At 66.1% G+C, this 24,735-nt stretch carries 20 protein-coding genes; 3 read left to right on the top strand and 17 right to left on the bottom strand.

Translation table 11 applies throughout. The features are described from left to right. Nucleotides 1-89 precede the first annotated feature (89 nt). From AC1AXT_RS01900 to AC1AXT_RS01945, 10 genes are all read right to left on the bottom strand, one after another. The gene (locus AC1AXT_RS01900) at nt 90-674 is read right to left on the bottom strand and encodes a type 1 periplasmic-binding domain-containing protein (protein WP_476540206.1); all 585 of its coding nucleotides are present in this window, start codon (nt 672-674) and stop codon (nt 90-92) included. Nucleotides 675-693: 19 nt separating this feature from the next. Beyond that, complete coding sequence (locus AC1AXT_RS01905) at nt 694-1,983, bottom strand: class I SAM-dependent RNA methyltransferase (protein ID WP_476540208.1); 1,290 nt, start codon at nt 1,981-1,983, stop codon at nt 694-696. Nucleotides 1,984-1,993: 10 nt separating this feature from the next. Beyond that, entirely contained in the window at nt 1,994-2,632 is a 639-nt protein-coding gene (locus tag AC1AXT_RS01910) for a DUF3159 domain-containing protein (protein WP_476540519.1), read from the bottom strand. 121 nt (nt 2,633-2,753) lie between these two features. After that, nucleotides 2,754-3,635 carry a DUF3710 domain-containing protein gene (locus AC1AXT_RS01915; protein ID WP_476540210.1) on the bottom strand — a complete coding sequence of 294 codons (882 nt, stop codon included), beginning with the start codon at nt 3,633-3,635 and terminating at the stop codon, nt 2,754-2,756. A 169-nt stretch (nt 3,636-3,804) separates the two neighbouring features. After that, nucleotides 3,805-4,668, bottom strand: a complete 864-nt coding sequence (locus AC1AXT_RS01920) for an exodeoxyribonuclease III (protein WP_476540213.1) — start codon at nt 4,666-4,668, stop codon at nt 3,805-3,807. A gap of 161 nt (nt 4,669-4,829) precedes the next feature. Continuing rightward, the gene (locus AC1AXT_RS01925; RefSeq protein WP_476540521.1) at nt 4,830-6,815 is read right to left on the bottom strand and encodes a dipeptide ABC transporter ATP-binding protein; all 1,986 of its coding nucleotides are present in this window, start codon (nt 6,813-6,815) and stop codon (nt 4,830-4,832) included. 89 nt (nt 6,816-6,904) lie between these two features. Then, nucleotides 6,905-7,867 carry an ABC transporter permease gene (locus AC1AXT_RS01930; protein WP_476540215.1) on the bottom strand — a complete coding sequence of 321 codons (963 nt, stop codon included), beginning with the start codon at nt 7,865-7,867 and terminating at the stop codon, nt 6,905-6,907. 16 nt (nt 7,868-7,883) lie between these two features. Then, nucleotides 7,884-8,810 carry an ABC transporter permease gene (locus AC1AXT_RS01935; RefSeq protein ID WP_476540217.1) on the bottom strand — a complete coding sequence of 309 codons (927 nt, stop codon included), beginning with the start codon at nt 8,808-8,810 and terminating at the stop codon, nt 7,884-7,886. A 276-nt stretch (nt 8,811-9,086) separates the two neighbouring features. Beyond that, nucleotides 9,087-10,712: a peptide ABC transporter substrate-binding protein gene (locus AC1AXT_RS01940; protein WP_476540218.1), complete on the bottom strand. Its 1,626-nt coding sequence runs from the start codon at nt 10,710-10,712 to the stop codon at nt 9,087-9,089. A gap of 474 nt (nt 10,713-11,186) precedes the next feature. Next, complete coding sequence (locus AC1AXT_RS01945) at nt 11,187-12,161, bottom strand: tyrosine recombinase XerC (protein WP_476540220.1); 975 nt, start codon at nt 12,159-12,161, stop codon at nt 11,187-11,189. Nucleotides 12,162-12,319: 158 nt separating this feature from the next. On the opposite strand from AC1AXT_RS01945, the gene AC1AXT_RS01950 reads away from it, so the two are divergent. From AC1AXT_RS01950 to AC1AXT_RS01960, 3 genes are read left to right on the top strand one after another with little or no spacing between them, the layout of a single operon-like run. Further along, nucleotides 12,320-13,144, top strand: a complete 825-nt coding sequence (locus tag AC1AXT_RS01950) for an ABC transporter ATP-binding protein (RefSeq protein ID WP_476540223.1) — start codon at nt 12,320-12,322, stop codon at nt 13,142-13,144. Then, nucleotides 13,141-16,023, top strand: a complete 2,883-nt coding sequence (locus tag AC1AXT_RS01955) for an ABC transporter permease (protein WP_476540225.1) — start codon at nt 13,141-13,143, stop codon at nt 16,021-16,023. The genes AC1AXT_RS01950 and AC1AXT_RS01955 overlap by 4 nt, the downstream gene beginning before the upstream one ends. A gap of 33 nt (nt 16,024-16,056) precedes the next feature. Next, nucleotides 16,057-16,314: a DUF6725 family protein gene (locus tag AC1AXT_RS01960; protein WP_476540227.1), complete on the top strand. Its 258-nt coding sequence runs from the start codon at nt 16,057-16,059 to the stop codon at nt 16,312-16,314. On the opposite strand, the gene AC1AXT_RS01965 is transcribed toward AC1AXT_RS01960, so the two are convergent. The 7 genes from AC1AXT_RS01965 to xerD form a co-directional block, all read right to left on the bottom strand. Continuing rightward, on the bottom strand, nt 16,311-17,345 hold the full coding sequence (locus AC1AXT_RS01965; protein WP_476540523.1) for a prephenate dehydrogenase: 1,035 nt from the start codon (nt 17,343-17,345) through the stop codon (nt 16,311-16,313). The genes AC1AXT_RS01960 and AC1AXT_RS01965 overlap by 4 nt on opposite strands. A 122-nt stretch (nt 17,346-17,467) precedes the next feature. Next, nucleotides 17,468-18,529 (bottom strand): prephenate dehydratase, encoded by a 1,062-nt coding sequence (locus AC1AXT_RS01970; RefSeq protein WP_476540229.1) that lies wholly within the window; start codon nt 18,527-18,529, stop codon nt 17,468-17,470. Nucleotides 18,530-18,548: 19 nt separating this feature from the next. Next, nucleotides 18,549-19,034, bottom strand: coding sequence for an alcohol dehydrogenase (locus tag AC1AXT_RS01975; RefSeq protein ID WP_476540231.1), 486 nt, complete (start codon nt 19,032-19,034; stop codon nt 18,549-18,551). Between the two features lie 15 nt (nt 19,035-19,049). Next, a complete protein-coding gene (gene typA, locus AC1AXT_RS01980) occupies nt 19,050-20,978 on the bottom strand; it encodes a translational GTPase TypA (RefSeq protein WP_476540233.1) in 1,929 nt (642 codons plus the stop codon). A 138-nt stretch (nt 20,979-21,116) separates the two neighbouring features. Continuing rightward, nucleotides 21,117-22,544, bottom strand: a complete 1,428-nt coding sequence (locus AC1AXT_RS01985; protein WP_476540525.1) for an MFS transporter — start codon at nt 22,542-22,544, stop codon at nt 21,117-21,119. Between the two features lie 230 nt (nt 22,545-22,774). Beyond that, a complete protein-coding gene (locus AC1AXT_RS01990) occupies nt 22,775-23,614 on the bottom strand; it encodes a ParA family protein (protein WP_476540235.1) in 840 nt (279 codons plus the stop codon). A 157-nt stretch (nt 23,615-23,771) separates the two neighbouring features. After that, nucleotides 23,772-24,707, bottom strand: a complete 936-nt coding sequence (gene xerD / locus AC1AXT_RS01995; RefSeq protein ID WP_476540237.1) for a site-specific tyrosine recombinase XerD — start codon at nt 24,705-24,707, stop codon at nt 23,772-23,774. Nucleotides 24,708-24,735: the final 28 nt, after the last annotated feature.

A 24,735-nucleotide genomic window follows, 5' to 3' on the forward strand; every position in this document is an offset into this window, starting at 1 on the left:
CTAGCGGAAAATGCGGCATCCGCGACGGATTTTCATGCAAAATGCGGCGTAAATCATCCTCGAGGCGTAGAAGGCCCGGGCGTCGAATCTCAGGAATATCCGTTCAGCCGTGCGTTGGCTGCGGCGCTGCAGTCGACGTCGATGGCGCGGGCATGGGGTTCGTCGCGCACGATGGCGTCCACGGCGTCGGCAACCGGCTGCGCGCCGGCGGCATCCGAGACCGCGAGCGTGGCGGCATACAGCGTGGCGTCGGGCAGCGCCGCGCCCGGATCGAGCAGCGCGACGGCGATGCCTGCTTCTCGGGCGCCCTGCAGCGCAGACGTCCATGCCTCGCCATCGGCGCCCTCCATGTCCAACCCGTCGATGATGACCAGGTGGACGCGCCGGTCGATGAATCCCTGCACGGCGTCCATCGCCGCGCGCTGCGTGTCCAAGGCCGCCGGCGCCGCGTACAGCCCGGCCATGCCGGCTGCCTGCAAGCCGCGCAGCACGGCGCTGGCGTCGGCCGCGGCATCCGAGGCGCCGGACGCCTGCACGATGCCCACGGCAATGCGCGCCCCCTGCACGCTGTCATGCTCGGGGCTGGCGGCCACGCTTTGCGTGTCGCCTACCGCCGCGCCCTGCGGCACGCAGCCCCAGCACCCGGCCGCCAGCGCAAGCGCCAACGCCGCCACGAGCGCCGCTTTCAGAGCCCTAGCGGGTAAACAGGGCGACGGTTTCCACATGGTGGGTCATCGGATAGATGTCGAATGCGCGGATCGACCGCAGCCGGTAGCCCAGCCCCGTCAGCGTGGCGGCATCGCGCGCCAGGCTGGCCGGGTCGCAGGCGACGTAGACGACGGCAGACGCGCCGCTGCCGGCGATCTGGCGGCATACGCGGGCCTTGGCGCCGGCGCGCGGCGGGTCGAGGACGACGACGTCCGGCCGGGCAAGCGGCGCGGGCACCTTCGCCAGCGCCTTCGCCACGTCCGAACAGCGAGCCGTGACGTTGCCCAGCCCGGCCTGGCGAAGGTTGCGTTCGGCATTGCGGGCAGCCTGCGGCGCGCCTTCGACGGCCAGCACCTTCGCGTCCTGGCATGCGAGCGTAGCCAGCGGCAGCGTAAAGAGCCCCGAACCGGAGTACAGGTCCCAGATTGCCGCTTCCCGCTTGCCGTCCAGGGCCTGCCGCACCAGCGAGAGCACATATTGGGGCAGCCGCATCGGCGCCATGCGGTGCATCTGCCAGAAGCCGGCCGCGTTCACGCGGTAGGAGAAGCGCGTGCCGTCCAGCTCGACGGTTTCGTGCAGCGTCCTGGAGCCGGCACGCAGCTCGCCGTCGGCGAGCACCGCGAAGTCGTCGCCGACGGCGGCAAGCAGCTGCGCGGCATCAGCGGCGGACGTATCCAGCGTGCGCGGTTCCGGCACGGCGATGCGGATCTGGCAGCCCGGCCGCCACCCCCCGTTCCATACGCCGGCATGTTCGGCGACGGCCAGCAGCGCACGGCTGGCCAGCGGCATTGTGTCAATCGGCACGCGCACGTGGGTGCCGCGGCGGCGCATCGACGGCTTGCCGTCGGCGTCGGCGATCATTTCGATGCGCGTGCGCCAGTTGAGGCCTCCCAGCGCCTCGTCGCCGGCGATGCGCTCCACCGGCACCTCGACGTCGAGATGGCCCAGACGCGCCATCTGTTCATGCACGATGGCCGATTTCCACTCCAGCTGCCCCGCAAGCGAGACATGCACGAGGTCGGCCCCGCCGGCGCCCCCGCCCATGGCCAGGGGACCGGCCAGCGGCCACGCGGGCTCGGCCCGGTAAGGCGACGGTTCCAGCACCTCGGCCACTTCGCCGGTCCAGAACCGCTCGTCGCGGTCATGGGGTTCGTCCAGCGTCACGCGCACCAGTTCGCCGGGCAGCGCGAAGCGTACGAATACGACGCGCCCGTCGATGTGCGCCACGCAGCGTCCCTGGTCGGCGAACCGTTCAATCCGTACCGTTGCTTGCATTATGCGAGATTCACTCCCCCTGCGGTCCGGCTTCCTGCGTATGCGCGGCATCGTCCGGACCGTCCTGCCGCATCGCCTTTTCCATGAGCCTGTGCCGGTGCATCGGGTCGGCGACGATCAGGTAGGACACCCATATCGCCAGCGCCCAGAACGGTATGCCCATCAGCAGGCGCGCCGTGCCAAGCCATCCCACCGCGTTGGCCAGGTACAGCGGCACCTGCACGACGAGCCGCAACGCGAACACGCCGATCCACAGCCAGGTAATCGTCGCGTACGCCCGGTAGAGCTCCTTGTCGCAGCGCCATCCGTTGAGCCACGCGCGGAAATGCTCGGTCGGCAGCGTCCTGATGAACTCGATGAGGAAGCCCAGCCCGGGCACCTTCGCCGCCAGCGACGCCAGCAGCAGCACGATGTACCCGGCATTCGTCAGGAAGCCGAACATGTAGTAGTTGCGCGCCTCATTGCTCTTCCATGCCCAGACCAGGCAGATGGCGACGGCCAGCAGGCCGCTCAGGGCGCCCATGACGCTCTGGCGCTGGCACAGGCGCACGATGACCTGCAGCACGGCGAGCGCCGCGGATACCTCGATCGTGAGCGTGAGGTTGGAGGTGACGACGAACAGCACGACGAACACGACGCCGGGCAGCATCGATTCGACGACGCCGCGAGGGCCGCCTATCGCCGCGATGACGGAGAAATCGTCGCCGGCCGCCAGGGCCGACAGCCCCTTCCTGGGCTGGCTTTGCGTTGGTGAAGCCTGTCCTGCCAAGTCACCGGACTTCCGAGAACATCGGGCCGCGCGACAGCGTGGTCTTCGTTTCCGTTTCATGCTCCGGCGTCAGCGGGCCTTCCGGCCTGGACGGCGCCTGGGCCTTGCCGCCCTCCTGGGGCTGGCCAGAAGCGGCGGCCGCCTCGGCCTTGCGCTCGGCGGGCGTCTTCGGGGCATGCATCGGGATGAGGTCGCGCGGGGCGAGCGGTTCGTCGCCGCGCTCGACGACGATGTCGGCGAAGAAGTCGTTGAGCTTGGCGGCTTCGTCGCTGTCGGGGTCGCTCGCGGCATTGCCCGAGAAGATGCCGCGCAGCATCCAGCGCGGGCCGTCGACGCCGACGATGCGGGTCATGACGGTGTTGCCGCTCTTGACCTTGACCGGCAGCATCACTTCGGCGCCGAACACGCCGGCGACTTCGGTGGCCGACGGGTTGGCTTCCAGCAGGTCGGCGCGCACGTCGTCCCACAGGCCCATCGTCTTGGGGGCCGCGAACGCCTCGACCTCGACGCTGGAGCTGCCCAGCGTCATCGTCGTGCCGAGCACTTCATGGGAAGCGCGGCTGGCCTTGACGCGGAACGTCGTCTCCTTGAGGAACGGCAGGTAGTAGGAACCCAGCGAAAGGTACTCGTCGTAGTCCGGAACCGCTTCGTCGTCGACGTCCCACGGGCCGACGTCGATGCCGCGCCCTTCGTATTCCATCGAGACTTCGACTGCGCCGTCATCCTGCCCCGCATCGTCGGTTTCCCGCGCTGCAAGCGCGGCATCCCGTTCGGCGTCCTGCCCGGTTTCACGCGCGACTTCGAGCGCCTCGTCCTTGACGGCGTCGTCGCCCGCTTCCTGCGCTTCCTTGGCGGCCTTCTTCTTCCTGCCGAACAGACCCATGACTACCTCGTTTCGATTTGGTTGGCAAAACACAACTGTGCTAAGGGTAGCACCGCCGCCCCAACCTCTATGGGGCGTCCCGCTATTCGGCACGCAAAACGGCCGCCGCGTACAGCGGCGGCCTTCATCGGCGCGACGCGGCAATCAGCTGACAGCGGCGTCCATGCGCTCAGTACGCGTAGGTGATCGTCAGCGGCGCATGGTCCGACCAGCGCGAATACCAGTGGGCGGTGCGGTCGATGTCGAACGACTGCGCGGTGGCCGCGATGCCCGGCGTAGCGAACTGGTAGTCGATGCGCCAGCCCGCATTGTCCTCGTAGGCGTGGCCGCGCGGCGTCCACCAGGTATAGGGCCCCTGCACGTCGCCGGCAAGCTTTCGCGTGACGTCCACGTAGTGCAGGTCGTCGATCATGCGCGTGATGTATTCGCGCTCGCGCGGGGTGAAGCCGTTCGACTCGGCGTTGGCCTGCGCGTCCTTGATGTCCAGCGACGTGTGCGCGATGTTGAAGTCGCCGGCGACGACCACCTGGTTGCCGCCGTCGGCGGCCGCGTCGGACAGCTCCTTCATGCGCACCATGACGGCGTCGAGGAAGCGGAACTTCTGGCTCATCTTTTCCGGGGAATCGATTTGCCCGGCATGGTCGTAGATGCACGCCACCGTCAGGGGCTTGCCGTCCGCAAGCTTGACGTCGGCCTCGATCCAGCGGCCGGTATCGACCGGCGCCTCATCGAGGTGCGGCATGCCGTAGCGCTTGGCCGTCACCTCGAAGTCGGTGACGATGGCCACGCCGGCACGCCCCTTGATGTCGCTGACCTGGTCGAGCGTGCCCAGGCCGGCCGGCGAGGCGATCTTGCCCTTGTCGGCATAGTCCTTGGCGTAGTTGGCGAAGAAGCCGTCGATGATGTCCTGCGGCGCGCGCAGCTCCTGCAGGCACATGATGTCGGGAAGATGGTTCTGCACCCACTTTTCGAAGCCCTTGCGCTCCGAGGCGCGGATGCCGTTCAGATTCGAAGTAGTGATGGTAAACGTCATAGCCCCCAGCCTACGCCGTTCGCAGGGCGCCAGGTTGCGCCAGAAGAAAACAGCGGGCCCTCCCCGCCGTGGGGAGGGCCCGCTGCCGCCGCAACACGCGGGGGACGCACGCGGACGGGACCTTCTGGCATGGGCGTCGCCAGCGATGCAGGCCCCGGGGGCTACAGGTCGAGGCCCAGTTCGAGCTTGCCGCCCGGAATGGCGTCCAGCAGGTCCTTCGTGTACTGCTGCTTGGGGTCGTTGAACACCTCGTCGGTCGTGCCATGCTCGACGAGCCGGCCATGCTGCATGACGACGACGTCGTCGGCGATCTGGCGGACGACGGCGAGGTCGTGCGTGATGAACAGGTAGCTCAGCCCCTGTTCGGCCTGCAGGTCGTTGAGCAGCTGGAGGACCTGGTCCTGCACGAGCACGTCGAGCGCGGACACCGCTTCATCGCATACGATGACGTCCGGGTTGAGCGCCATGGCGCGCGCGATGGCGATGCGCTGGCGCTGGCCGCCGGACAGCTCGTTCGGATAGCGCTGCATGACCGATTCGGGCAGCTCGACCATGTCGAGCAGTTCGCGCACGCGTGCCGCCCGGCTCTTCTTGTCGCCGATCTTGTGGATGCGCAGGGGCTCCTCGATCGAACGGAAAATCGAATACATCGGGTCGAGCGAGCCATAGGGATTCTGGAATACCGGCTGCACATGGCGGCGGAAGTCCAGCAGGCTCTTGCCCTTGAACTGCGCGATGTCCTTGCCGTCGTAGAGCACCTTGCCGGACGTGGGCTGCAGGAGCTTGAGGCACATGTTGGCGACGGTGGACTTGCCGGATCCGGATTCGCCGACGATGGCCAGCGTGGTGCCGCGCTTGAGCTTGAAGCTCACGTCGTCGACGGCCTTGAACAGCTCTTTCTTGCCAGGCAGCTTGAATTCCTTCGTCAGGTGCTCGACGTCGATGATCGTTTCGTTGTGCTCGAGCTTGCCCTCGTCGACGCGGTGCTCCATTTCCACCGTGTCCTCTTCGCCGCGCTTCTTCGCGGAGATGATCCGCTGGGAGGCCAGCGACGGCGCTGCTGCCACGAGGCGCTTCGTATAGGGGTGCTGCGGATGCTGGAGTACCTCGAGCGACGGGCCCGATTCGACGACGCGGCCCTTGTACATGACGACGATATGCTGCGCGCGTTCGGCGGCAAGGCCCAGGTCGTGCGTGATGAACAGCACGGCCGTGCCGAGCGAATCGGTGAGCATCTGCAGGTGGTCGAGGATCTTCTTCTGCACCGTCACGTCCAGCGCGCTGGTGGGTTCGTCGGCGATGAGCAGTTCCGGCCGGCAGGCCAGGCCGATGGCGATCAGCGCGCGCTGGCGCATGCCGCCCGAGAACTCATGGGGGTACTGGCGTGCGCGGGTCGCCGCGTCGGGCAGCCCGGCTTCGTTCAGCAGGCCGGCGATGCGGTCGGTCATGTCCGAACCGGTCACGTACTTCTTGGCGATGTACCATGCCTGGTCGTCCTTGACGCCGGACTTGATCAGGTCGCTGGCCACGCGCCAGCGCGTTTCCGAACCGGCCACCCAGTCCTCGCGGAAGTAGGCCATGCGCTTTTCCAGCTTCGTGCCGGTGACTCCCGCCTCGACCAGCGCCTTTTCAGCCGCTTCCAGCAGCGCCGGCAGCTCGCGGGAACCGATGAACGTTTCGTCGCCTTCCGACTTGACCGTCACGTCGCTGCCGGCAAGAGCCTTGGAAAGCTTCGAGCGCTTTTCATGCGACACGTCCATGTTGTTGGCGACGAGCGCTTCCTTGACCTGCGTGCCGATACGCCACACCGGGTTGAGGTTGCTCATCGGGTCCTGCGGGACGAGGCCCATCTTGCTGCCGCGGACCTTCGTGAACTCCTTCTGCGTGAAATGGGAGATTTCCTCCCCCTCCAGCTTGATGGAGCCGCCGACGACGTGCCCGGTGCCCGGCAGCAGGCCAAGGCATGCCATGGCCGACGTGGACTTGCCGGAGCCGGATTCGCCGACGATGGCGACCCACTGGCCCGGATAGACGCTGAACGAGGAGTCGCGCACGGCGTGGATCGGCTTGCCCTCGTCGGAGGTGAAGTCCACCTGGAGATCCTTGACTTCCAGCAGCGGGCCATGTTCCAGCTGCTGGGCGTGCATCGTTTCGGAAGCCGATGGAGCCTCCTGGTTGTCGCTGGCTGCGGGGGCAGCCGCCTGCGTATTGTGTGCCATTGCTTCGTTCCTCTTCCTCACGCGGTCCTGCTCTTCGGGTCAAGCGCATCCTTGACCGCGTCGCCCATCATGATGAAGGCGAGCACGGTGATGGCCAGGGCCATCGACGGGTAGAACAGCACCATCGGGTCGGTGCGCAAAAGCGTCTGCGCGTTGGAGATGTCGCCGCCCCAGCTCACCGTCGTCGTCGGCAGGCCGATGCCCAGGAAGCTCAGCGTGGCCTCGGACACGATGTAGGAGCCCAGCGACGTCGTGGCGATGACGATGATCGGTGCCAGCGAATTGGGCAGGATGTGGCGGAACAGGTTGCGCATCGGCGTCGAGCCCAGGGCCGTCGACGCGGTGTTGAATTCGAGGTTCTTGCTGGAGAGCACGGCCCCTCGCGCGATGCGCGCCGTCGAGACCCATCCGAAGAGGGCGAGCACGAGCACGACCTTCCAGATCGATCCGGTAGTGCGGAACATCTGGAGCACGACGATGGCGCCGAGCAGCATCGGGATGGCCATGAAGATGTCGACGATGCGGCTGAGCACGGAATCCACCCATCCGCCCAGGAAGCCGGCGATGGCGCCGATCAGCGTGCCGACGGCGACGACGATCAGCGTCGTGAGGATGCCGACGGACAGCGACGTGCGCGTGCCGTACACCACGCGGGCGTAGACGTCGCAGCCCTGCAGGTCGAAGCCGAACGGATGGCCGGCGCCGGCCGGATCCAGCGAACGCTCCAGCGTGCAGTAGTTCGGGTCTTCCTTCGTGAAGACGCCCGGGAACAGGGCAACGAAGACGATGAAGACGATCAGGATGCCCGAGATGATGAAGAGCGGGTTCTTGCGCAGCGTACGCCACGCGTCGGCCCACATGCTGGTCGCCGGGGCGCCCTCGTCGACGGAATCGACCTGGTGCAGCGGCGTCTCCTCGAGATCCGCCACGTAGCGTTCCTGGCCCGGCAGCGTTTCAATAGCCTGGAGTTTCTGTGTCATGACTTTTCCACTCACCTCACGCGTAACGGATACGCGGATCGAGCGCCGCGTACAGCATGTCGACGACCAGGTTGCACACCACGAACACCAGCGTCAGCAGCGTGACGACGGAAACGACCGTGTTCGCTTCGCCCTTGAGGATGCTCTGGTAGGTGAGGTAGCCGATGCCGTGGATGTTGAAGATCTGCTCGGTGATCATGGCGCCGCCCATCAGCGCGCCGAGATCCTGGCCCAGGTAGGTGACGACCGGGATGAGCGAATTGCGCAGGATGTGGCGGAACGTCACCTTCGTGTTGCTCATGCCCTTGGCCCGCGCGGTGCGCACGTAGTCCTGGGCGATGTTGGTGGAGATTTCCGAACGCGACAGGCGGATGATGTAGGCCATCGATACGGACCCCAGCACCATTGCCGGCATCAGCAGGTCGAAGAAGCCCGGGTTGGAGCCGGCCGTCACCGGGAACCAGCGCAGCTTGACGCCGAGGAAGTACTGGCCGACGAAGCCGGTGACGAACGTCGGCACCGAAATGAGCAGCAGGGAGACGATCAGGATGACGCTGTCGTACCACTTGCCCTTCTTCAGGCCGGAAATCGCGCCGAAGACCACGCCGAAAATCGCCTCGAAGCAGAACGCCATCAGCGCCAGCTTGATCGTCACCGGGAACGCGCGGGCGATTTCGTTGATGACGGGCTGGCCGGCGAACGTGTTGCCGAAGTCCAGCGTCAGCGCGTTCTTGAGAAACAGCAGATACTGCACGATGAACGGTTTGTCGAGGTTATATTCTGCGCGGATCTGGGCAGCGACAGCTTCATTGACGGGCTTGTCGCCGAACATCGCCTTGACCGGGTCGCCGGGCAGGGCGAATACGAGCGCGTACACCAACAGCGTCGTACCAAGAACCACGGGGATCATCTGCAAAATACGTCGCAGAAGATACTTACCCATTGGTTGCTCCTTATTGCCATAATGACCGCTCCCCTCTCCCCTCCTTACAGCCGAGTTTCATAGGGGATCGGCATAAGGCGTGTCGGGCGGTCACGAAGTACCCCGTCAGTCTACCCCATGGGTGGAATTAAACGCGGGGGATGATGATAGGCGAGCGGAAAAATCAAGCCGTCGATCGCATCGTGGGATTTTTCCCGCTCAACCAAAACGGGAGGGGAAGGAAGCCCGGTGCTTCCTTCCCCTCCCCCTGTGTTCAGGCCTTGCCGGCTAGCGCCTTCAGTTCTTGACCAGTTCGGTGTAGACCGGGACGTTCTGCCAGTTCATCGTGAAGCCGGAGATGTCCTTCGCGGAAACGCCGGTGGCGTTCGAGTAGTACAGCGGGGTGGCAGGCAGCTGCTGGAACAGGATCTCCTCGGCCTGCTGGTACAGCTTGATGACCTCGTCGCTATTGGTGGCGGAAGCGGCCTGCGAGCACAGCTTGTCGAAGTCGGCGTTCTTGAAGTCGCCGTCGTTCGAGCCCTTGCCGTCAGCCGAAGCGGAATCATACAGCGGGTACAGGTAGTTCTGGATCGACGGATAGTCCGGCTGCCAGCCGGTACGGAACGCGCCGGTCATCTTGCGGTCGGAGATGTCGGAACGGAACTGGGAGAACGTGGCGACCGGGTTGGTGGCGACGTCGATGCCCAGCGTGTTCTTGATCGAGTTGACGATGGCGTCGTAGATCGACTTGGCGCCGCCGTCGGAGTTGTAGGAGAACGTCAGCTGGCCGTCGTACTTCGAGATCGCTTCGGCCTTGGCCCACAGCTCCTTGGCCTTGGACGCGTTGTAGGTCAGCACGTCGGAGCCGGTGAGGTCCTTCGAATAGCCTTCGATGACCGGGGAGGTGAAGTCGGTGGCGGCGGTGCCGACGCCGTTGAGCACCTTGTCGACGATGGCGTCGCGGTCGATGGCCATCGACAGCGCCTGGCGGCGGTAGTTGCCTTCCTCGGTGCCGCACACGAAGTGCTCGAGCGAGCACGGGATCGTGTAGGTCTGCAGCACTGAGCCGGCCTTGTTGTAGGCGTTGACGGAGGAATCGGACTCGAACGTCTTGGTGGCCGAGCTCGGGACCGTGTCGAGCACGTCGAGGTTGCCGGCCTGCACGTCGGCGTAGGCCGAATCGGTATCGGTATAGATCTTGAAGTCGATGCCGGGGTTCTTGGCGACGTTGTTGCCCTTGTAGTCGTCGTTCTTGGCGACCTTGATGTCGGAATCATGCGTCCAGCTGACGAACTTGTACGGGCCGTTGCCGACCGGGGATTCGCCGAACGCCTTCGGATCCTTGTAGAAGGATTCCGGCAGCGGGGAGAACGCCGAATAGCCGACCTCGACGGGGAAGACGGAATCCGGGGCGCTCAGCGAGACGGTGAAGGTGTGGTCGTCGACGACCTTGAGGCCGGCAAGCTGCTCGGTGCCGTCGAGCTTCGACGTATCCTGCAGATCGTCGTAGCCCTTGATCGCCGAGAAGAACGAGGAGTTGACCTGGGCGTTCTTGGCGTTGGCGGTATAGCTCCATGCCTTCGTGAACGATTCGGCCGTCACGTCGGTGCCGTCGGTGAACTTCCAGCCGTCCTTGAGCTTGATCGTGTATTCGGTGGCATCGTCATTCGGGGTAATCGATTCGGCGACTTCGTTCTGCGTCTTGCCGTCGGCGGTGAACGACACCAGGCGGCTGAACAGCAGGTCGACGACCTTGCCGCCGCCGGTTTCGTTGGTGTTGCCCGGAATCAGCGGATTCTGGGGTTCGGAATTGTTGGCGGTGATGTAGCCGCTATCGGCCGAAGAGCTGGACGAACCGCAGCCTGCCAGGCCCATGCCCAGCGCCGCAACGGCCGCCACAATGGCGAGCGCCTTCTTCTTCATCGTTTCTCCTAAGTGGATGGATGCTTAATGTATATGGCCGGCCAGCGGCGGCATGCAGCTTGCCGGGCCGGTGTTAACGAAAGAGCCTAAGGCTGCCCGAGGATAATACCGTCGAACCGATCCTTCGTCGAATACCCCCTATTGTGCCTCAATTCCGGTCAGCCATAAGCGTGAGCCGCATTATGGACCGATTCGGCCGTTTCTGCACGGTTTCCACACAAGATGCGCTGGCGATTCCCGTGCGGAAACAAGCCGAAAGGACCGCCCGGGCAGTGAGTCCGGGAAAGCCTTGCGCAAAAAATTACGCTGTCCATCACAATTTCATGTTACGAACATGTTAACGAACGCTGTGAATCTCACATTCCAAGAGCGAACGGCATGTCGCCGGCGTTTCCCGCAGAAGACGGCCGCCCTCAGGCCCGCGGGAAAACCCGAAAGGCTTATCGTCGGTCTTACCCGCTATTACGGCCGCCCTCAGGCCCGCGGGAAAGCCTGCTGGTAGCGGTTCTTGAGCTGTTCGATCGAAACGTGCGTATAGCGCTGCGTCGTTTTGAGCGAGGAGTGGCCCAGCATCTCCTGCACTTCGCGCAGATCGGCGCCCCCGTTGAGCATGTGCGTCGCCGCCGAATGGCGCAGCGCATGCGGGCCGATGTCCGGAACGCCCGCATCGCCGGCGTGCTGGTGCACGGCTTCGCGCACGATGCGCGGATCGATTCTGCCTCCCCGCGCGCCGAGGAACAGCGCATCGGACGGCGCATGGCTCCCCCGGCGGTCCAGTACGGGGCGCCCCTGTGCCAGGTACCGTTCGACGGCGTCGGCCGCCGGCGCCCCGAACGGCACGACGCGCATCTTCGAGCCCTTGCCAAGCACCCTCACCGTACGCGACGAGAAATCCACGTCGCCTATGTCAAGGCCGGCCAGTTCGGCGACGCGGATGCCGGTGGCATAGAGCAGCTCGAGCATCGCGCAGTCGCGCAGCGTTTCGGCATCCCGGGTCGCCGCGCGCCGCGTCTGGCGCCGCCCCAGGCGTCCGGTGGCCTGCGCCGCTTCGTCATCCGCGCCGTCCAGCAATGCAGCGGCCTGCGTTTCGTTGAGGACGGCGGGCAATGCGCTCTCGGTTTTCGGCGTCGCAAGCCTTGCCGCCGGGTTGGATTCCAGCAATCCGCGTTCGCAGCACCACGAGAAGAAGCGCCGCAGCGACACCGTCTGCCGCGCCAGCGACGTGCGGGCGACGTGCCGGGAACGCGCGCCCAGCCACCCGCGCAGGTCTTCGGTGCCGATGCCGTCCAGGGAGCCGATGCCGGCCTGGGCCAGCGAGCGCAGGCATAGCGCAACGTCGCCGCAATACGCCTTCACCGTTTGCCGGGACAATCCAAGATTCGCCCGGCAGTACCGCTCGAAACCCGCGACCGCTTCGTCTATCCATGCCATGCCGACGTCGTCTGCCATGCCTCCCATCGTAACGCCCGCCGCTTTTCCTCCCATGAGCTGGACGTTTCCAGCGCCCCGGCGCCGCTTGCGGCGATAATCGTATGCGGGCCCCATTGGGCGGCAACGGCCGCGGAAGCGCCCGGCCCAAACGGACACGAACGGAAAGAGGGAGCATCATGGCATCACAACGCGCCGATACCATCCACGCTGCGGAAGGGCCCGTGGTCGCCCGGGCGGTCGGACTGACGAAAACGTACGGCAGCGGCGACAACGAAGTGGTGGCGCTCGACCATATCGACGTCGAGTTCGAACGCGGACGCATGACCGCCATCATGGGCCCTTCCGGCTCGGGCAAGTCGACGCTGATGCACTGCATGGCGGGCCTCGATACGCCCACGTCCGGCAAGGTGTTCGTCGAGGACCTCGAGGTGTCGTCGATGGGCCAGAAGCAGCTCACCCAACTGCGCCGTAAGGAAATTGGATTCATCTTCCAGTCCTTCAACCTCGTGCCGACGCTGTCGGCCAAGGAGAACATCCTGCTGCCGCTGCAGATCGCCAAGCGGCCCATCGACCGCGCATGGTTCGACAAGGTGGTCGACGTGGTCGGGCTGGCCAACCGCCTCGACCACCGCCCCAGCCAGCTGTCGGGCGGCCAGCAGCAGCGCGTCGCCGTCGCACGCGCGATGATGGAGCAGCCGAGCGTCATCTTCGCCGACGAGCCGACCGGCAACCTCGATTCCCGCTCGAGCCGCGAAGTGCTCGGCTTCCTCAAGCAGTCCGTCCAGGAATTCGGGCAGTCGATCGTCATGGTCACGCACGACCCGCGCGCCGCCAGCTTCGCCGACCGCGTGCTCGTGCTGGCCGACGGCTCGATCACCCACGACATGGCCACGCCATCCTACGAGGAGATCCTCGAGGGGTTCGCCGAGCCGGACGACGCCGACGCAGATGCGGCCGGAACGGCCGTCGAAGCCATCGTCGAAGGCGAGGTGGCCCGTTGATCCGCATAGGCCTGCGTGACGCGCGCGCCCATCTGCGCCGCTTCGTCATGTCGATCATCGCCATCGCGCTCGGCGTGGCGTTCGTCGTCGGATCGTTCTGCTTCCGCGCGATGCTCGACAATCAGGTCGCCGACATGATGGCGACGAATTCCGATGCCGACGTCTACGTGCGCGGCGACCAGCTGCAGCGGGACGACGAGAACGACGGTGCCGTCGACGGCGACAATTCGGCCGCCTACAACGACATCAGTCCCGATCTGGTCTCCACGATCCGCGACGTCGAAGGCGTCGACGTCGCCGAGGTGAGGTACAGCATCTCGTCCGGCGTCGTGGAGGTGACGTACAGCATCTCGTCCGGCGTCGTGCTCGTCGGCCACGATGGCGAGGCCGTCTCGACGATGGCGTCGACGACGATCGCCATCGGCATCGACGACGAGAACCCGTGGCGTTCCGCGACATTGACCGAGGGACACTGGCCGGCAGACGACGGCGAGATCGCGCTCGACGAGGCCGCCGCCGAACAGTCGGGACTTAAGATCGGCGACACGACGACGCTCGTCATCGGCGGCGGCCCGACCGACGTGACGGTGACCGGTCTCTTCTCGACGTCCTCGAGCGAGGCCGGCGCCATCCTGCTGGCGATCGCCCCGTCCTACGCCGAGGGGCTCTATCAGAAGCAGGCCGACACGACCGACGTCACGTGGATTGACGTCTACGCGACGATGGACGGCACGGCGAGCAAGCAGGAACAGCAGGAACTGGCCGACCGCATCAACGCGGCGCTGCCGGCGGATGCCCATGCGGTGGCCGTCACCGGCGACGCCGTGCGCGACGACGCAACGAAGTCGACGCAGGAGCAGCTCGGCTTCATCCAGCCACTGATCCTGATCTTCGCCATCATCGCGCTGTTCGTCGGCTCGTTCATCATAGCCAACACGTTCGCGATGATCGTGCGCGACGCGATGCGCGGCTACGCGCTGCTGCGTTCGATCGGCGCCTCCCCCGCCCAGATCTTCATGACCGTCATCATCCAGGCCATCGTGCTGGGCCTGATCGGCTCCGTCATTGGCATTGCACTCGGATGGGGGCTGCTCGAGCTCATCAAGGTGGGCCTCGACGGCATGGGCATGCCGTTGAGCGGTTCGGTCACGCCGAGCGTCTCCGACATGCTGATCGGCCTCGTCGTCGGGGTGCTCGTCACGATTCTCGGTGCCACGCTGCCGGCGAAGACGGCCGCCACCGCCCCTCCGATTCAGGCGATGAACGAGACGGTCAACCCGGAGAAGCCGGTGAAGACGCGCGCCATCCTCGGCGCCGTCATGGTCGTCATCGGCGCGGCCATCTGGTATTACACCTACTGGTTCGGCACGGCCGGCAGCAATCCGACCGGCGTCGAATGGCTGGACAACCTGGCCATCGGCTGGCCACTCGGCATTGGCGCCGCGTTCACCGTGCTTGGCGTCATCGTGCTCGCCCCGGCGCTCGTCGCCCCGGCCGAAGCGGTGCTGGGCTGGATTCCGTCGCACATCTGGACGGTGACCGGGCGCCTCGCCACGCGCAACATCTCCCGCGCCAAGCGCCGCACGGCCAACACGGCGACGGCGCTGTTCGTCGGGCTTGCCATCGTGTCCTGCCTGGGCGTGGTGGCCTCGAGCGCCAAGGTTTCGGTGGATTCGCTCGTCGACAACGGCTTCCGCGGCGACTTCGTGGCGATGAACGCCTCCGGTTCGGGCATGACCGACGAGGAGGTGGATGCGATTGAAGGGGTGGACGGCGTCAAGACGGCCGTCACCACCGACATGCTGCTCGGGCTGACCTACGACGGAGAAAAGGCCACCGGCGCGATGACGGTGGCGACCAGGCCGGAAATCTTCACCGAAATCTTCGAGCCAGAGACTTCCGGAGGCGACGCGGTGAAGGCGATGGAGGACGGACAGCTGGTCGTCGGCGAGAACGCCGCCGACAAGAACGGCTGGACGCTGGGCCAGACCCTGGAGGTGACGGCCGAGCAGACCAGCATCGACGAGGAGGCGACGAAGAAGGCCCAGGAAGCCTATCAGTCTTCCATAGAAAGCCAGGCGGCCGCGCTCCAGGCCGAAGCGCAGCGGCTGGCGGCTGCAGGCGACGCCGACGGGGCGCAGGCCAAGGCCGCCGAGGCGCAGCAGGTCATCGACGACGCGAAGAACGCCGACCCGGAGCAGTTCGTCAAGACGAAGACCGACAAGGTGACGAAGAAGCTCACCATCGGCGCCATCCTGACGAACTCGGTGTACCGCAACTACGTGTTCGTCAACGAGGACCTCGGCAACAAGCTCGGCACGAAGCAGACCGAACTGCCCATCGCCGTCTTCCTCGTGGCGAAGGACGGCACCGACCTGACGGCCATGCAGGAGGACCTCGTCGACGCCGTCAAGCCGTTCTACGTCGTGTCGGTGATGAACCGCGACGAATACAAGTCGACGGTCAGCTCCATGATCGACCAGGTGCTGATGATCCTCTACGCCCTGCTGGCGCTGTCGATCATCATCGCGATTTTCGGCATCGTCAATACGCTGGCCCTCAACGTGTCCGAACGCACGAAGGAAATCGGCTTGCTGCGCGCCATCGGCACGTCGCGAGGCCAGGTGCGCGGCATGCTGGCCATCGAAGCGGCGATCATTTCGGTATTCGGCACGCTGCTGGGCATCGTCGTAGGCACGGCGGCGGGAGCCGTCATCCGCGCCGCGTACAGCGAGAACGGCCTCAATACGCTGTCGATTCCGTGGGGGCAGCTGTGCTGGTTCCTCGCGCTGTCGATCGTGGTGGGCCTGGCCGCCTCCGTCTCCCCTGCCGGCAAGGCGCTCAAGCAGCCGGTGCTCGACGCCGTCGCGTCCGAATGACAGGCCGTCCGCCGGGAGCCGTTCAATGGAGCCATGAGTCTTCCTGAACGGATTCCGGCGGGCGCGCGCGTCGTCGTGCGCATCGCCGAGGGCATCGACCCGGCCGATGGCCGCATGAAATACCGCGACTACGTCGGCCATGTACGCTCCTGGGACGGCGAAACGCTGGAAATGACGCGCGACGCGTCGGCAAACGCAAGCCGCCCGGAGCAGGAAGTGGCGCTCCGGGCGGCTTCGATCGCGCGGCTCAAGCCGATACCCGAACGGCCCGAGAGGGTGCGCCGACGCTAGATCGACGGCAGCTGTTCGGCGATGGCGCGGTACGTGCCGGTGAAGCGCACGATGTGCTCGCCGCGCTGCGCCGACCTGAGCAGTTGGTCGCGCCAATGGTCGGGGCTGATTTTCAGCGAGGAAAAGATCGTTTCCGTTTCCTGGGCTTCGACGCTGCGACGCAGGTCCGACTTGAAGTCGCGGTAGGGCTGCCCTTCGGCGAAGAACGCGTCCAGCGCGGCCATATCGCCGGTCTCCAGCGCGCCGGCAACGGTTTGCAGCCGGGCGGCGAGCTGGCGCAGCAGCGGGGCGACGTTGCCGCCGTTTTCCTCCACCATGGCTTCCGTGCGCTTCGGATCGGTCAGCGCTACGCGGGTCATGTCGCGCCACGAGCCGGCGGAGAGCGCCACGTCGATATTGCGGTCCTCGTCGCCGACCATGAGATTGACCAGCGCCGTCGAGGCGACGTGCGGAACGTGGGAAATCATCGCCGCAGCCCGGTCATGCGTTTCGTCGTCGACGACGATGAGCCGGTTGCGGCATGCGCGGGTGATGAGGTCGGCGACCTGCAGCACGCGCCAGTAGTCGGTGGCGTCGTCGAAGGTCAACGCCCATAGCGCCCCGTCGAACAGATGCGGATCGGCCGCCTTCCAGCCCGAGCGTTCATTGCCGGCCATCGGATGCGCGCCGACATAGCAGCCGTCAAGGCCGGTCTCGATGACCTGCTGGCGTACGAGCCCCTTGACGCTGCCTACGTCGGTGAGCGTCGTAATCGACGGGTCGAGGCTGTCCTTGAGCTGGGCAAGGATGTCCGGCATGCATTTGAGCGGGCAGCACAACACCAGCGTTTCCGGTTCCTGCGCGATAAGTTCCGCCAGCGTTTCCGTGCAGGCGATGCCCTGCCGCTGCGCCGCGGCGTAGGGATGCGGGCGGTGGTTCCACGCCACGACGCGGCAGCCGGCGTTGTTGAGGCGCCGCGCCAGCGAGCCGCCGATGAGCCCCAGGCCGATGATGCCGACCGTATGCGGCGAGCCGGGGCCTTCGTCGGCGATGGCGGCGCCGCTGCGGCACGCCGCCTCCCATTCCCGCACCGTCACCGGATGGCGGTGGCTTTCCGCCTTGCGCACGGCGTCGGCCAGCTCGGCGGCGCCTGCGTTGGATTCCTCAGGATTGGCTACCACAACAGCTCCCTTCTGATCTGGCGGTCATGCTGCCAGTCGGCAATCGGGGCGCCGGCTTCGAACCGCACGCCGCCTGCCGGCAGCATCCATTCGTTGACGGGCGGCGCAGGCCTCTCCCGCCTCGGGTACACGGCAAGGGTCTTGACCCAGTCGCCGTGTTCGGCGATTTCGGTAAACGTCGTCACGAACCGCGGCTCCCATGGGGCGCAGTCAAGCGTGGCGATAAAGCTGTAGGTGCCGTCATGGCCCTTGATCGGCCGGGAAATGAAGCTCGTCATGTTCAGTCCTGCGTCACGCAGCACGTCGAGCAGGTCGGCCAGCACGCCCGGGCCGGTGGCCAGCGGGATGAACGCCATGATGGATTCGAAGCCGACGTCTTCGAGGCTGCGCGGGCCTTCCAGCAGGTCGAACACGGTGTCGCGCGGCGCCACGACAAGGAAGTCGGTTTTCGCGGACCGGTAGTCCTGCACGCCGCAGGCCACGCGCTTGAGGCCGTACAGCGAGCCGCAGATGGAGGGGCCGAGGGCGATCTGCCCGTCCGCCAGATCGCGGCATGCGGCGGCATTGGACGACGCCGGCAATGCCCGCAGCCCATGGTCGCGCGCGAAACGGCGGCACTGCGCCAGGCCATGCGAATGGGCGCAAACGGTGGAGCAGGAATCGATGGCGAGCGTGTCGAGGTCGTCGTCGGCACACGACAGGCAGGCGCCCCGCAAATCCTGGTAGCGCGCCGCCACCGCGTCGTAGGTGGCTGGCGTCATGAAGGCGTCGAAGGCGATGTCGACGCCGACCCGGCAGAAGCCGGCCAGGTCGTGGGCGTCGATGAGCAGGTCGAGGTTGGGCACCACGTAGCCCTCGACGTTGTTTTCCCACGCGATGACGCCCCATCCGTCGCCGGCGTGGGCCGCTTCGAGAATGGCGGGGACGGTGTCGCATGGCACGAACGTGAATTCCCGCCGCACGCCCTGGGCCGCCAGCTTGCGGGCCGCCTCGATGGCGGCCTGATGCGTGAACGTCCCTTCGGGACCCAGGTAATACAGCGGTTGCGTCTCCATGCCCACCATCCTAGGCCGCTCAGTCGTCCGACATGTCGCGCCGACCCGGCTCCATGCGGAACCAGGACGATGGGAGCATGCATATGACGACCTGTTCGATGACCATGCCCAGCACCCAGATGATGCCCGCATACCTCGAGAAGAACGGCAGCGTGCCGCTTCCCGAGAAGCCGAGCGGCACCATCGCATCCCCGAGCGGCCCTCGCATCGACATGACGCAGACCACCGCCGACGAGGCAATCAGATGCCATGCCAGGCCTATCCCTCCATCGCGGCTGCGGGCGCACCATGCCGACATGCCGAGAAGCACGAACGCCAGCACAAGCCCGTAGGGAATGTTGATGGAGGCGCCCATGCGATGGGCCAGCGTGCCGACGATGCCCGATCCGACGCCGGCCAGCATGTCGATCAGCACGCGCACCCACTTCGGCTGACGGTGCGACCACGGCACCATCCGGTCCGGGTCGCTCCCCTGCGATGGCGAGGCATGCATGCTGGTCGGCATAGGAACCCCCTGGGACTACTTGGTGGCCTGGTTGTTGGCGCGGCGCTGCTTGGCGCGCCACTTGTACCAGTCTTCGCGCGGCAGGATGATCTTGCGCACGCGGATGGATTCCGGCGTGACCTCGACGCACTCGTCCTCGTTGGCGAAGTCGAGCGATTCCTCGAGGCTCATCTTGATCGGCGGCGTCAGCGTTTCCAGCACGTCGGCCGTCGAGGAGCGCATGTTCGTCATGTGCTTGGCCAGCGTGATGTTGACGTCGAGCTCGTCGGGCTTGTTGTTGATGCCGACGACCTGCCCCTCATAGACCGGGCTCTGCGGCTCGACGAAGAAGTTGCCGCGGGCCTGCAGGCGCTGCATGGCGTACGGCGTGGCGGTGCCCTGGCGGTCCGAGACCATCGAGCCGTTCTGGCGGGTGACGATCTGGCCGGCCCACGGGGCGTAGCCGGCGGAAATCGACGAGGCGATGCCGGTGCCGCGCGTGGCGCTCAGCAGCGCGGTGCGGAAGCCGATCAGGCCGCGGCTCGGCACGGTGAACTGCAGGCGGATCCAGCCGGAGCCGTGGTTCGACATGCTTTCCATGCGGCCCTTGCGGTCCGCCATCAGCTGCGTGACGGTGCCCATGTACTCCTCCGGCACGTCGATCGTCGTCGCCTCCATCGGCTCGCACAGCTCGCCGTCGATCTTCTTGGTGACCACCTGCGGACGGCCGACGGTCAGCTCGTAGCCTTCGCGGCGCATCTGCTCGGCGAGGACGGCCAGCGCCAGCTCGCCGCGGCCCTGCACCTCCCAGGCATCCGGACGCTCGGTCGGCAGCACCTTGATCGACACGTTGCCGATGAGCTCGCGGTCCAGGCGGTCCTTGATCATGCGCGCGGTGAGCTTGTGGTCCTTGCCTTCGGTGCCGGCCAGCGGCGAATCGTTCGTGCCGAACGTCATCGAGATGGCCGGGTCGTCGACGTGGATGAGCGGCAGCGGACGCGGATCGTCCGGATCGACGATCGTTTCGCCGATCATGATGTCGTTCACGCCGGCAACGGCGACGATGTCGCCCGGGCCTGCGGATTCGACCGGCTGGCGGTCCAGGCCCTGCGTGCGCAGCAGCTCGGAAACGCGGAAGGACTCGATCGAGCCGTCCACGCGGCTCAGGCCGTACGTCTTGCCCTTCTCCAGCGTGCCGTTGTAGATGCGCACCAGGCCGAGGCGCCCGAGGAAGTCGGAGGAGTCGATGTTGGCGACATGGGCCTGCAGCGGCGCGCCCTCGTCGTATTCCGGCGCCGGGATGTTCGCGATGATCGACTCGAACAGCGGCTCGAGGTCCTCGTTGTCCGGCAGGGCCCCGTCGGCCGGCTGGTTTTCCGAAGCGTAGCCAGCCTTCGCGGCGCAGTAGATGACCGGCAGGTCGAGCAGCGCGTCGAGGTCGAGGTCGACGCCTTCCTCCATGACGTCCTGCGCCAGGCCCAGCAGCAGGTCGGAGGCTTCGCCGACGACTTCCTCGATGCGCGCGTCGGGGCGGTCGACCTTGTTGACGCACAGGATGACCGGAAGCTTGGCTTCCAGCGCCTTGCGCAGCACGAAACGGGTCTGCGGCAGCGGGCCTTCCGAGGCGTCCACAAGCAGCACGACGCCGTCGACCATCGAGATGCCGCGTTCGACCTCGCCGCCGAAATCGGCGTGGCCGGGCGTATCGATGACGTTGATCGTGATGCCTTCCGGATGGCCGTACTTTTCAGCGAGCGGGCCGGTGTAGTTGACGGCCGTGTTCTTCGCGAGGATGGTGATGCCCTTCTCGCGTTCGAGATCGTTGGAGTCCATGACGCGGTCCGGCACTTCCTCGCGTTCGTTGAACACGTTGGACTGCTGGAGCATCGCGTTGACCAGCGTCGTCTTGCCGTGGTCAACGTGCGCTACGATCGCCACATTTCGAATATCGCCGCGAACAGCCATGAAAAAGCCTCTCCTGTTTCGTTTCTTGCCGTTGTTTCCCAAAGATTCATAGGATAGGCGGTTCGTGGGAACCCGAACCGCCGTCTTCTCCCGCACAAACACGCCTATCCTACGCTCGAACGCTGACAGGGCCGGTTTTCAGTCCTCCAGCGTCTCCCCCGTCTTTTCCGGCAGGAACAGCGCCGCGATGCATGCCAGCACGAACGCGGCGGCGAAGACGATGAACGCGACCGTCTTGTTGCCGCCGGACAGGGTGAGGAACCACGGCACGAGCAGCGGGGCGATGATGGCCGCCACGCGGCCGGCGGCCGCAGCGGCGCCCGAGGCGGCCGCGCGCAGGCGCGTCGGGTAGATTTCCGGCGTCACCGCGTACATGACGCCCCACGCGCCGAGATTCGACGCGCTCAGCAGCATGCCGAAGCACAGCACCTGGGCGACGGTGACCGACTGGGAGAACAGGAACGCGGCCACGGCCGACACGGCCAGGAACGTCGCCAGCGTGCGCCGGCGCCCCCAGTGCTCGACGAGCCACGCGGCCAGGAAGTAGCCCGGCAGCTGCGCAATCGAAATGGCCAGCGTATAGCCAAACGACTTGGTCAGCGAGCCGAACTGGTCGGCCAGCAGGCTCGGCATCCAGGTGAAGGCGCCGTAATAGGAGAAGTTGACGAAGAACCAGGTGGCCCAGATCGCGATCGTGACCGGCAGGAACCGGCGGCTGAACAGTTCGCGGGTGCGGATCCTCGGCGCCTTGGCGGCGCGCGCGGCCTTCGCCTTGGCGCGCGTGCGCCGGCGGTCGCGGGCGACAGCGGCGCTGGCGGAGCCGCTGCCGGCGGTTTCGAAGTAGCGCACCGCATGTTCGGCTTCCTCGCTGCGTCCCTGCGATTCCAGGAAGCGCACCGATTCGGGCAGCTGCCGGCGCACGACGATGGCGTAGAGCAGCGGGATGGCGCCGATGAGCAGCGCGATGCGCCAGCCCCAGTCGCCGGAGACCGGAATGACGAAATAGCCGATCAGCGCCGCGACGATCCAGCCGACGGCCCAGAACGACTCGAGCAGCACGGTGATGCGGCCGCGCTTGTCGGCCGGGGAGAACTCGGAGACCAGCGTCGAAGCCACCGGCAGCTCGGCCCCAAGCCCCAGGCCGATGACCAGGCGCGCGGCCAGCAGCGCCGTCAGCGTCCACGAGAACGCCATCGCGCCGTTGGCGATGCCGAATACGATCAGCGTGGCGGTGAAGACCGTCTTGCGGCCGAAACGGTCGGCCAGGTAGCCGCCGAGCGCGGCGCCGATGGCCATGCCGATGAAGCCGATCGACAGCACCCACGATTTCTGCGTGGCGGTGAGGTTGAAATGGGGGTCGGCGGCGATGGCGGTGACGACGAACGAGACCAGCCCGACGTCCATCGCATCGAATGCCCAGCCAATGCCGGAAGCGACCAGCAGGTTCTTGTGGGCCTTGTTGAGCGGCAGCCGGTCAAGCCGTTCATTGCGCGTGAGCGTGCCGGAGTCTGCCGCCGGCGCGCCTTGCGGCTCCCCTTCGCGCCGCGAGGGCGCGTCGAGCCGCATCGTTCCTTCAAAGGAAGTCATCGGGATTGCCTTTCACGATTCGCCCGGCATGGCGGCGCGAAGGCATGGACTGCTTTCCGCCGGCATACCGATGGCGAAAAGCCGGATATGACGACGGCCGCGATGAATCTTCATAGCAGTCTTTCGTTGGCGGCCTCGAATACCGTACTCCGTTCGCCCAAAGCGTAGCGGCGCGAAGTCCGCAATGTGAACGCCGGCGTTCCGGAACGCTAGGCGACGATGCCGCGGGCGATGAGCTCGCGGGCCACTTCGCGGTACTCCTTCGCCGTCTTGTGGTTCGGCGCGTAGATCGTGATCGGGGCCGCCGCAACGTTGGCGTCGGGCAGCTTGATGGAGCGGGAGATGACCGAATGGAACACCTTGTCGCGGAATGCCTCGTAAATGCGCTGGAGCACCTCGTCGCAATGCAGCGTGCGCGTGAACATCGTCACCAGCACGCCATAGACCTCGAGCGACGGGTTGATGCGCATCTGGACCTTCTCGATCGACTGCATCAGCAGCGCCACGCCGCGCAGCGCGAAGAATTCGGCCGCCACGGGGATGATGACGCCGTCGGCGGCCGTCAGCGCGTTGACGGTCAGCAGCCCGAGCGATGGCTGGCAGTCGATGATGATGACGTCGTATTCGTCCTTGATCGGGCGCAGCACGCTCGCCAGCACCTGTTCGCGGGCCACCTCGGTGACCAGCTGCACCTCCGCGGCCGACAGGTCGATGTTGGCCGGCATGATGTCGAGCCCCTCGAACTTCGTATGCTGGATGACCTCGTGGACGTCCATGCGCGGATTGAACAGGGCCGTATAGACGGTGTTTTCCAGCGCGTTCGCGTTGATGCCGAGGCCTACGGTGGCGGCGCCCTGCGGATCGAAGTCGACGATGAGCACGCGGCGGCCATACTGGGTCAGCGCGCCGGCGATGTTGATGGAGCTGGTGGTCTTGCCTACGCCGCCCTTCTGGTTGCACATGGCGATGACCCGCGCCGGTCCATGCTGCTTCAATGGCTCCGGCGCCGGGAAGGTCTGGTATTCGCGTCCAAGCAGGTCCGTAGGCATACGTCTCACTTTATCAGTTGCCAAACAGGCGACGGCTGGTAGGGCGCCCCCGCTGCCCGTTTCGCTTGTTCGAGGGTTTTCAATTCGTATCGTTTTCGTTTGTTCTGTTCAACAGTGTACAGCGTTTGGCGCCGCGCAGGCTTTTCAGCGAGTGGCTTCAGGCACCCGCACGATGGCGCTGCGCCCGCGGATGGGACATGAGGTACGCCTCGACGAGCGCGTCGGGGGTGACATGCGTATAGATCTGCGTGGTCTGCACCGACGAATGGCCGAGCAGCTCCTGCACGGTGCGCACATCCGCGCCTCCGGCGATCAGGTGCGTGGCGAACGAATGGCGCAGCGTATGCGGATGGATCGGACGGTCCAGATGCGCCTTGGACGCCGCCTTGCGCAGGATTTCCCATGCGGACTGGCGCGACAGGCGAGCACCGCGCAGATTGAGGAATACGGCGCGCTGCTCGGGCTGCCGGGTCTTCGGGTTGGCCTTGGCCTGCAGCGCGGGCCGCCCGTCGGCCAGGTACGCCGACAGCGCCACGGCTGCGTAGCTGCCGAACGGCACCAGGCGCTGCTTGCCGCCTTTGCCGTTGACGCGCACGACATGGTCGTCCCAGTCGATGTCGTCGAGATCGAGCCCGACGGCTTCCGATACGCGCGCCCCGGTGCCGTACAGCATTTCCAGCAACGCGCAATCGCGCAGTTCGGCCGGCGTCGAGGAGATGGGGCGCACCGCATCGAGCAGGCGCGCCACTTCATCGACGCTCAGCGCTTCAGGCAGCGTCTGCGCCGCTTTCGGGGCCTTGACCCGCGCCGACACGTCGGCGGCCACGGCGCCTTCCGCCACCAGGAACCGGTGCAGCATGTGGATGGCGGCCAGATGCCGGCGGATGCTCGAGGGGGCCGCGCCCCCGTCGGACAAATCGGCGACGTAGTCCTCCACCAAGCGCTGCGTCACGTCGCCCGGCGCCGACGCCCCGTGCGCTTCAAGCCATGCGCGGTAGCTTTCAAGGTCGCCTGCGTAGGCATCCAGCGTTTTGGAAGCCAGCCCCCTCTCCACGTCGCAATACGCCAGGAACCGGCAGATCCAGTTTTCCATGCCTACACTATACAAAACCCGCCGGCGC

The organism is Bifidobacterium sp. LH_450 (assembly GCF_056356715.1).

Bases quoted from the DNA above. Each gene is read 5' to 3' on its own strand.
- AC1AXT_RS01950 (WP_476540223.1), top strand. From the start codon at position 12,320: ATGGCATCACAACGCGCCGATACCATCCACGCTGCGGAAGGGCCCGTG.
- AC1AXT_RS01915 (WP_476540210.1), bottom strand. From the start codon at position 3,635: ATGGGTCTGTTCGGCAGGAAGAAGAAGGCCGCCAAGGAAGCGCAGGAA.
- AC1AXT_RS01970 (WP_476540229.1), bottom strand. From the start codon at position 18,529: ATGGAGACGCAACCGCTGTATTACCTGGGTCCCGAAGGGACGTTCACG.
- AC1AXT_RS01910 (WP_476540519.1), bottom strand. From the start codon at position 2,632: ATGCTGCCCGGCGTCGTGTTCGTCGTGCTGTTCGTCGTCACCTCCAAC.
- AC1AXT_RS01905 (WP_476540208.1), bottom strand. From the start codon at position 1,983: ATGCAAGCAACGGTACGGATTGAACGGTTCGCCGACCAGGGACGCTGC.
- AC1AXT_RS01925 (WP_476540521.1), bottom strand. From the start codon at position 6,815: ATGCACGCCCAGCAGCTGGAACATGGCCCGCTGCTGGAAGTCAAGGAT.
- typA (WP_476540233.1), bottom strand. From the start codon at position 20,978: ATGGCTGTTCGCGGCGATATTCGAAATGTGGCGATCGTAGCGCACGTT.
- AC1AXT_RS01960 (WP_476540227.1), top strand. From the start codon at position 16,057: ATGAGTCTTCCTGAACGGATTCCGGCGGGCGCGCGCGTCGTCGTGCGC.
- AC1AXT_RS01975 (WP_476540231.1), bottom strand. From the start codon at position 19,034: ATGCCGACCAGCATGCATGCCTCGCCATCGCAGGGGAGCGACCCGGAC.
- AC1AXT_RS01985 (WP_476540525.1), bottom strand. From the start codon at position 22,544: ATGCGGCTCGACGCGCCCTCGCGGCGCGAAGGGGAGCCGCAAGGCGCG.
- AC1AXT_RS01990 (WP_476540235.1), bottom strand. From the start codon at position 23,614: ATGCCTACGGACCTGCTTGGACGCGAATACCAGACCTTCCCGGCGCCG.
- AC1AXT_RS01930 (WP_476540215.1), bottom strand. From the start codon at position 7,867: ATGACACAGAAACTCCAGGCTATTGAAACGCTGCCGGGCCAGGAACGC.
- AC1AXT_RS01920 (WP_476540213.1), bottom strand. From the start codon at position 4,668: ATGACGTTTACCATCACTACTTCGAATCTGAACGGCATCCGCGCCTCG.
- AC1AXT_RS01935 (WP_476540217.1), bottom strand. From the start codon at position 8,810: ATGGGTAAGTATCTTCTGCGACGTATTTTGCAGATGATCCCCGTGGTT.
- xerD (WP_476540237.1), bottom strand. From the start codon at position 24,707: ATGGAAAACTGGATCTGCCGGTTCCTGGCGTATTGCGACGTGGAGAGG.
- AC1AXT_RS01940 (WP_476540218.1), bottom strand. From the start codon at position 10,712: ATGAAGAAGAAGGCGCTCGCCATTGTGGCGGCCGTTGCGGCGCTGGGC.
- AC1AXT_RS01945 (WP_476540220.1), bottom strand. From the start codon at position 12,161: ATGGCAGACGACGTCGGCATGGCATGGATAGACGAAGCGGTCGCGGGT.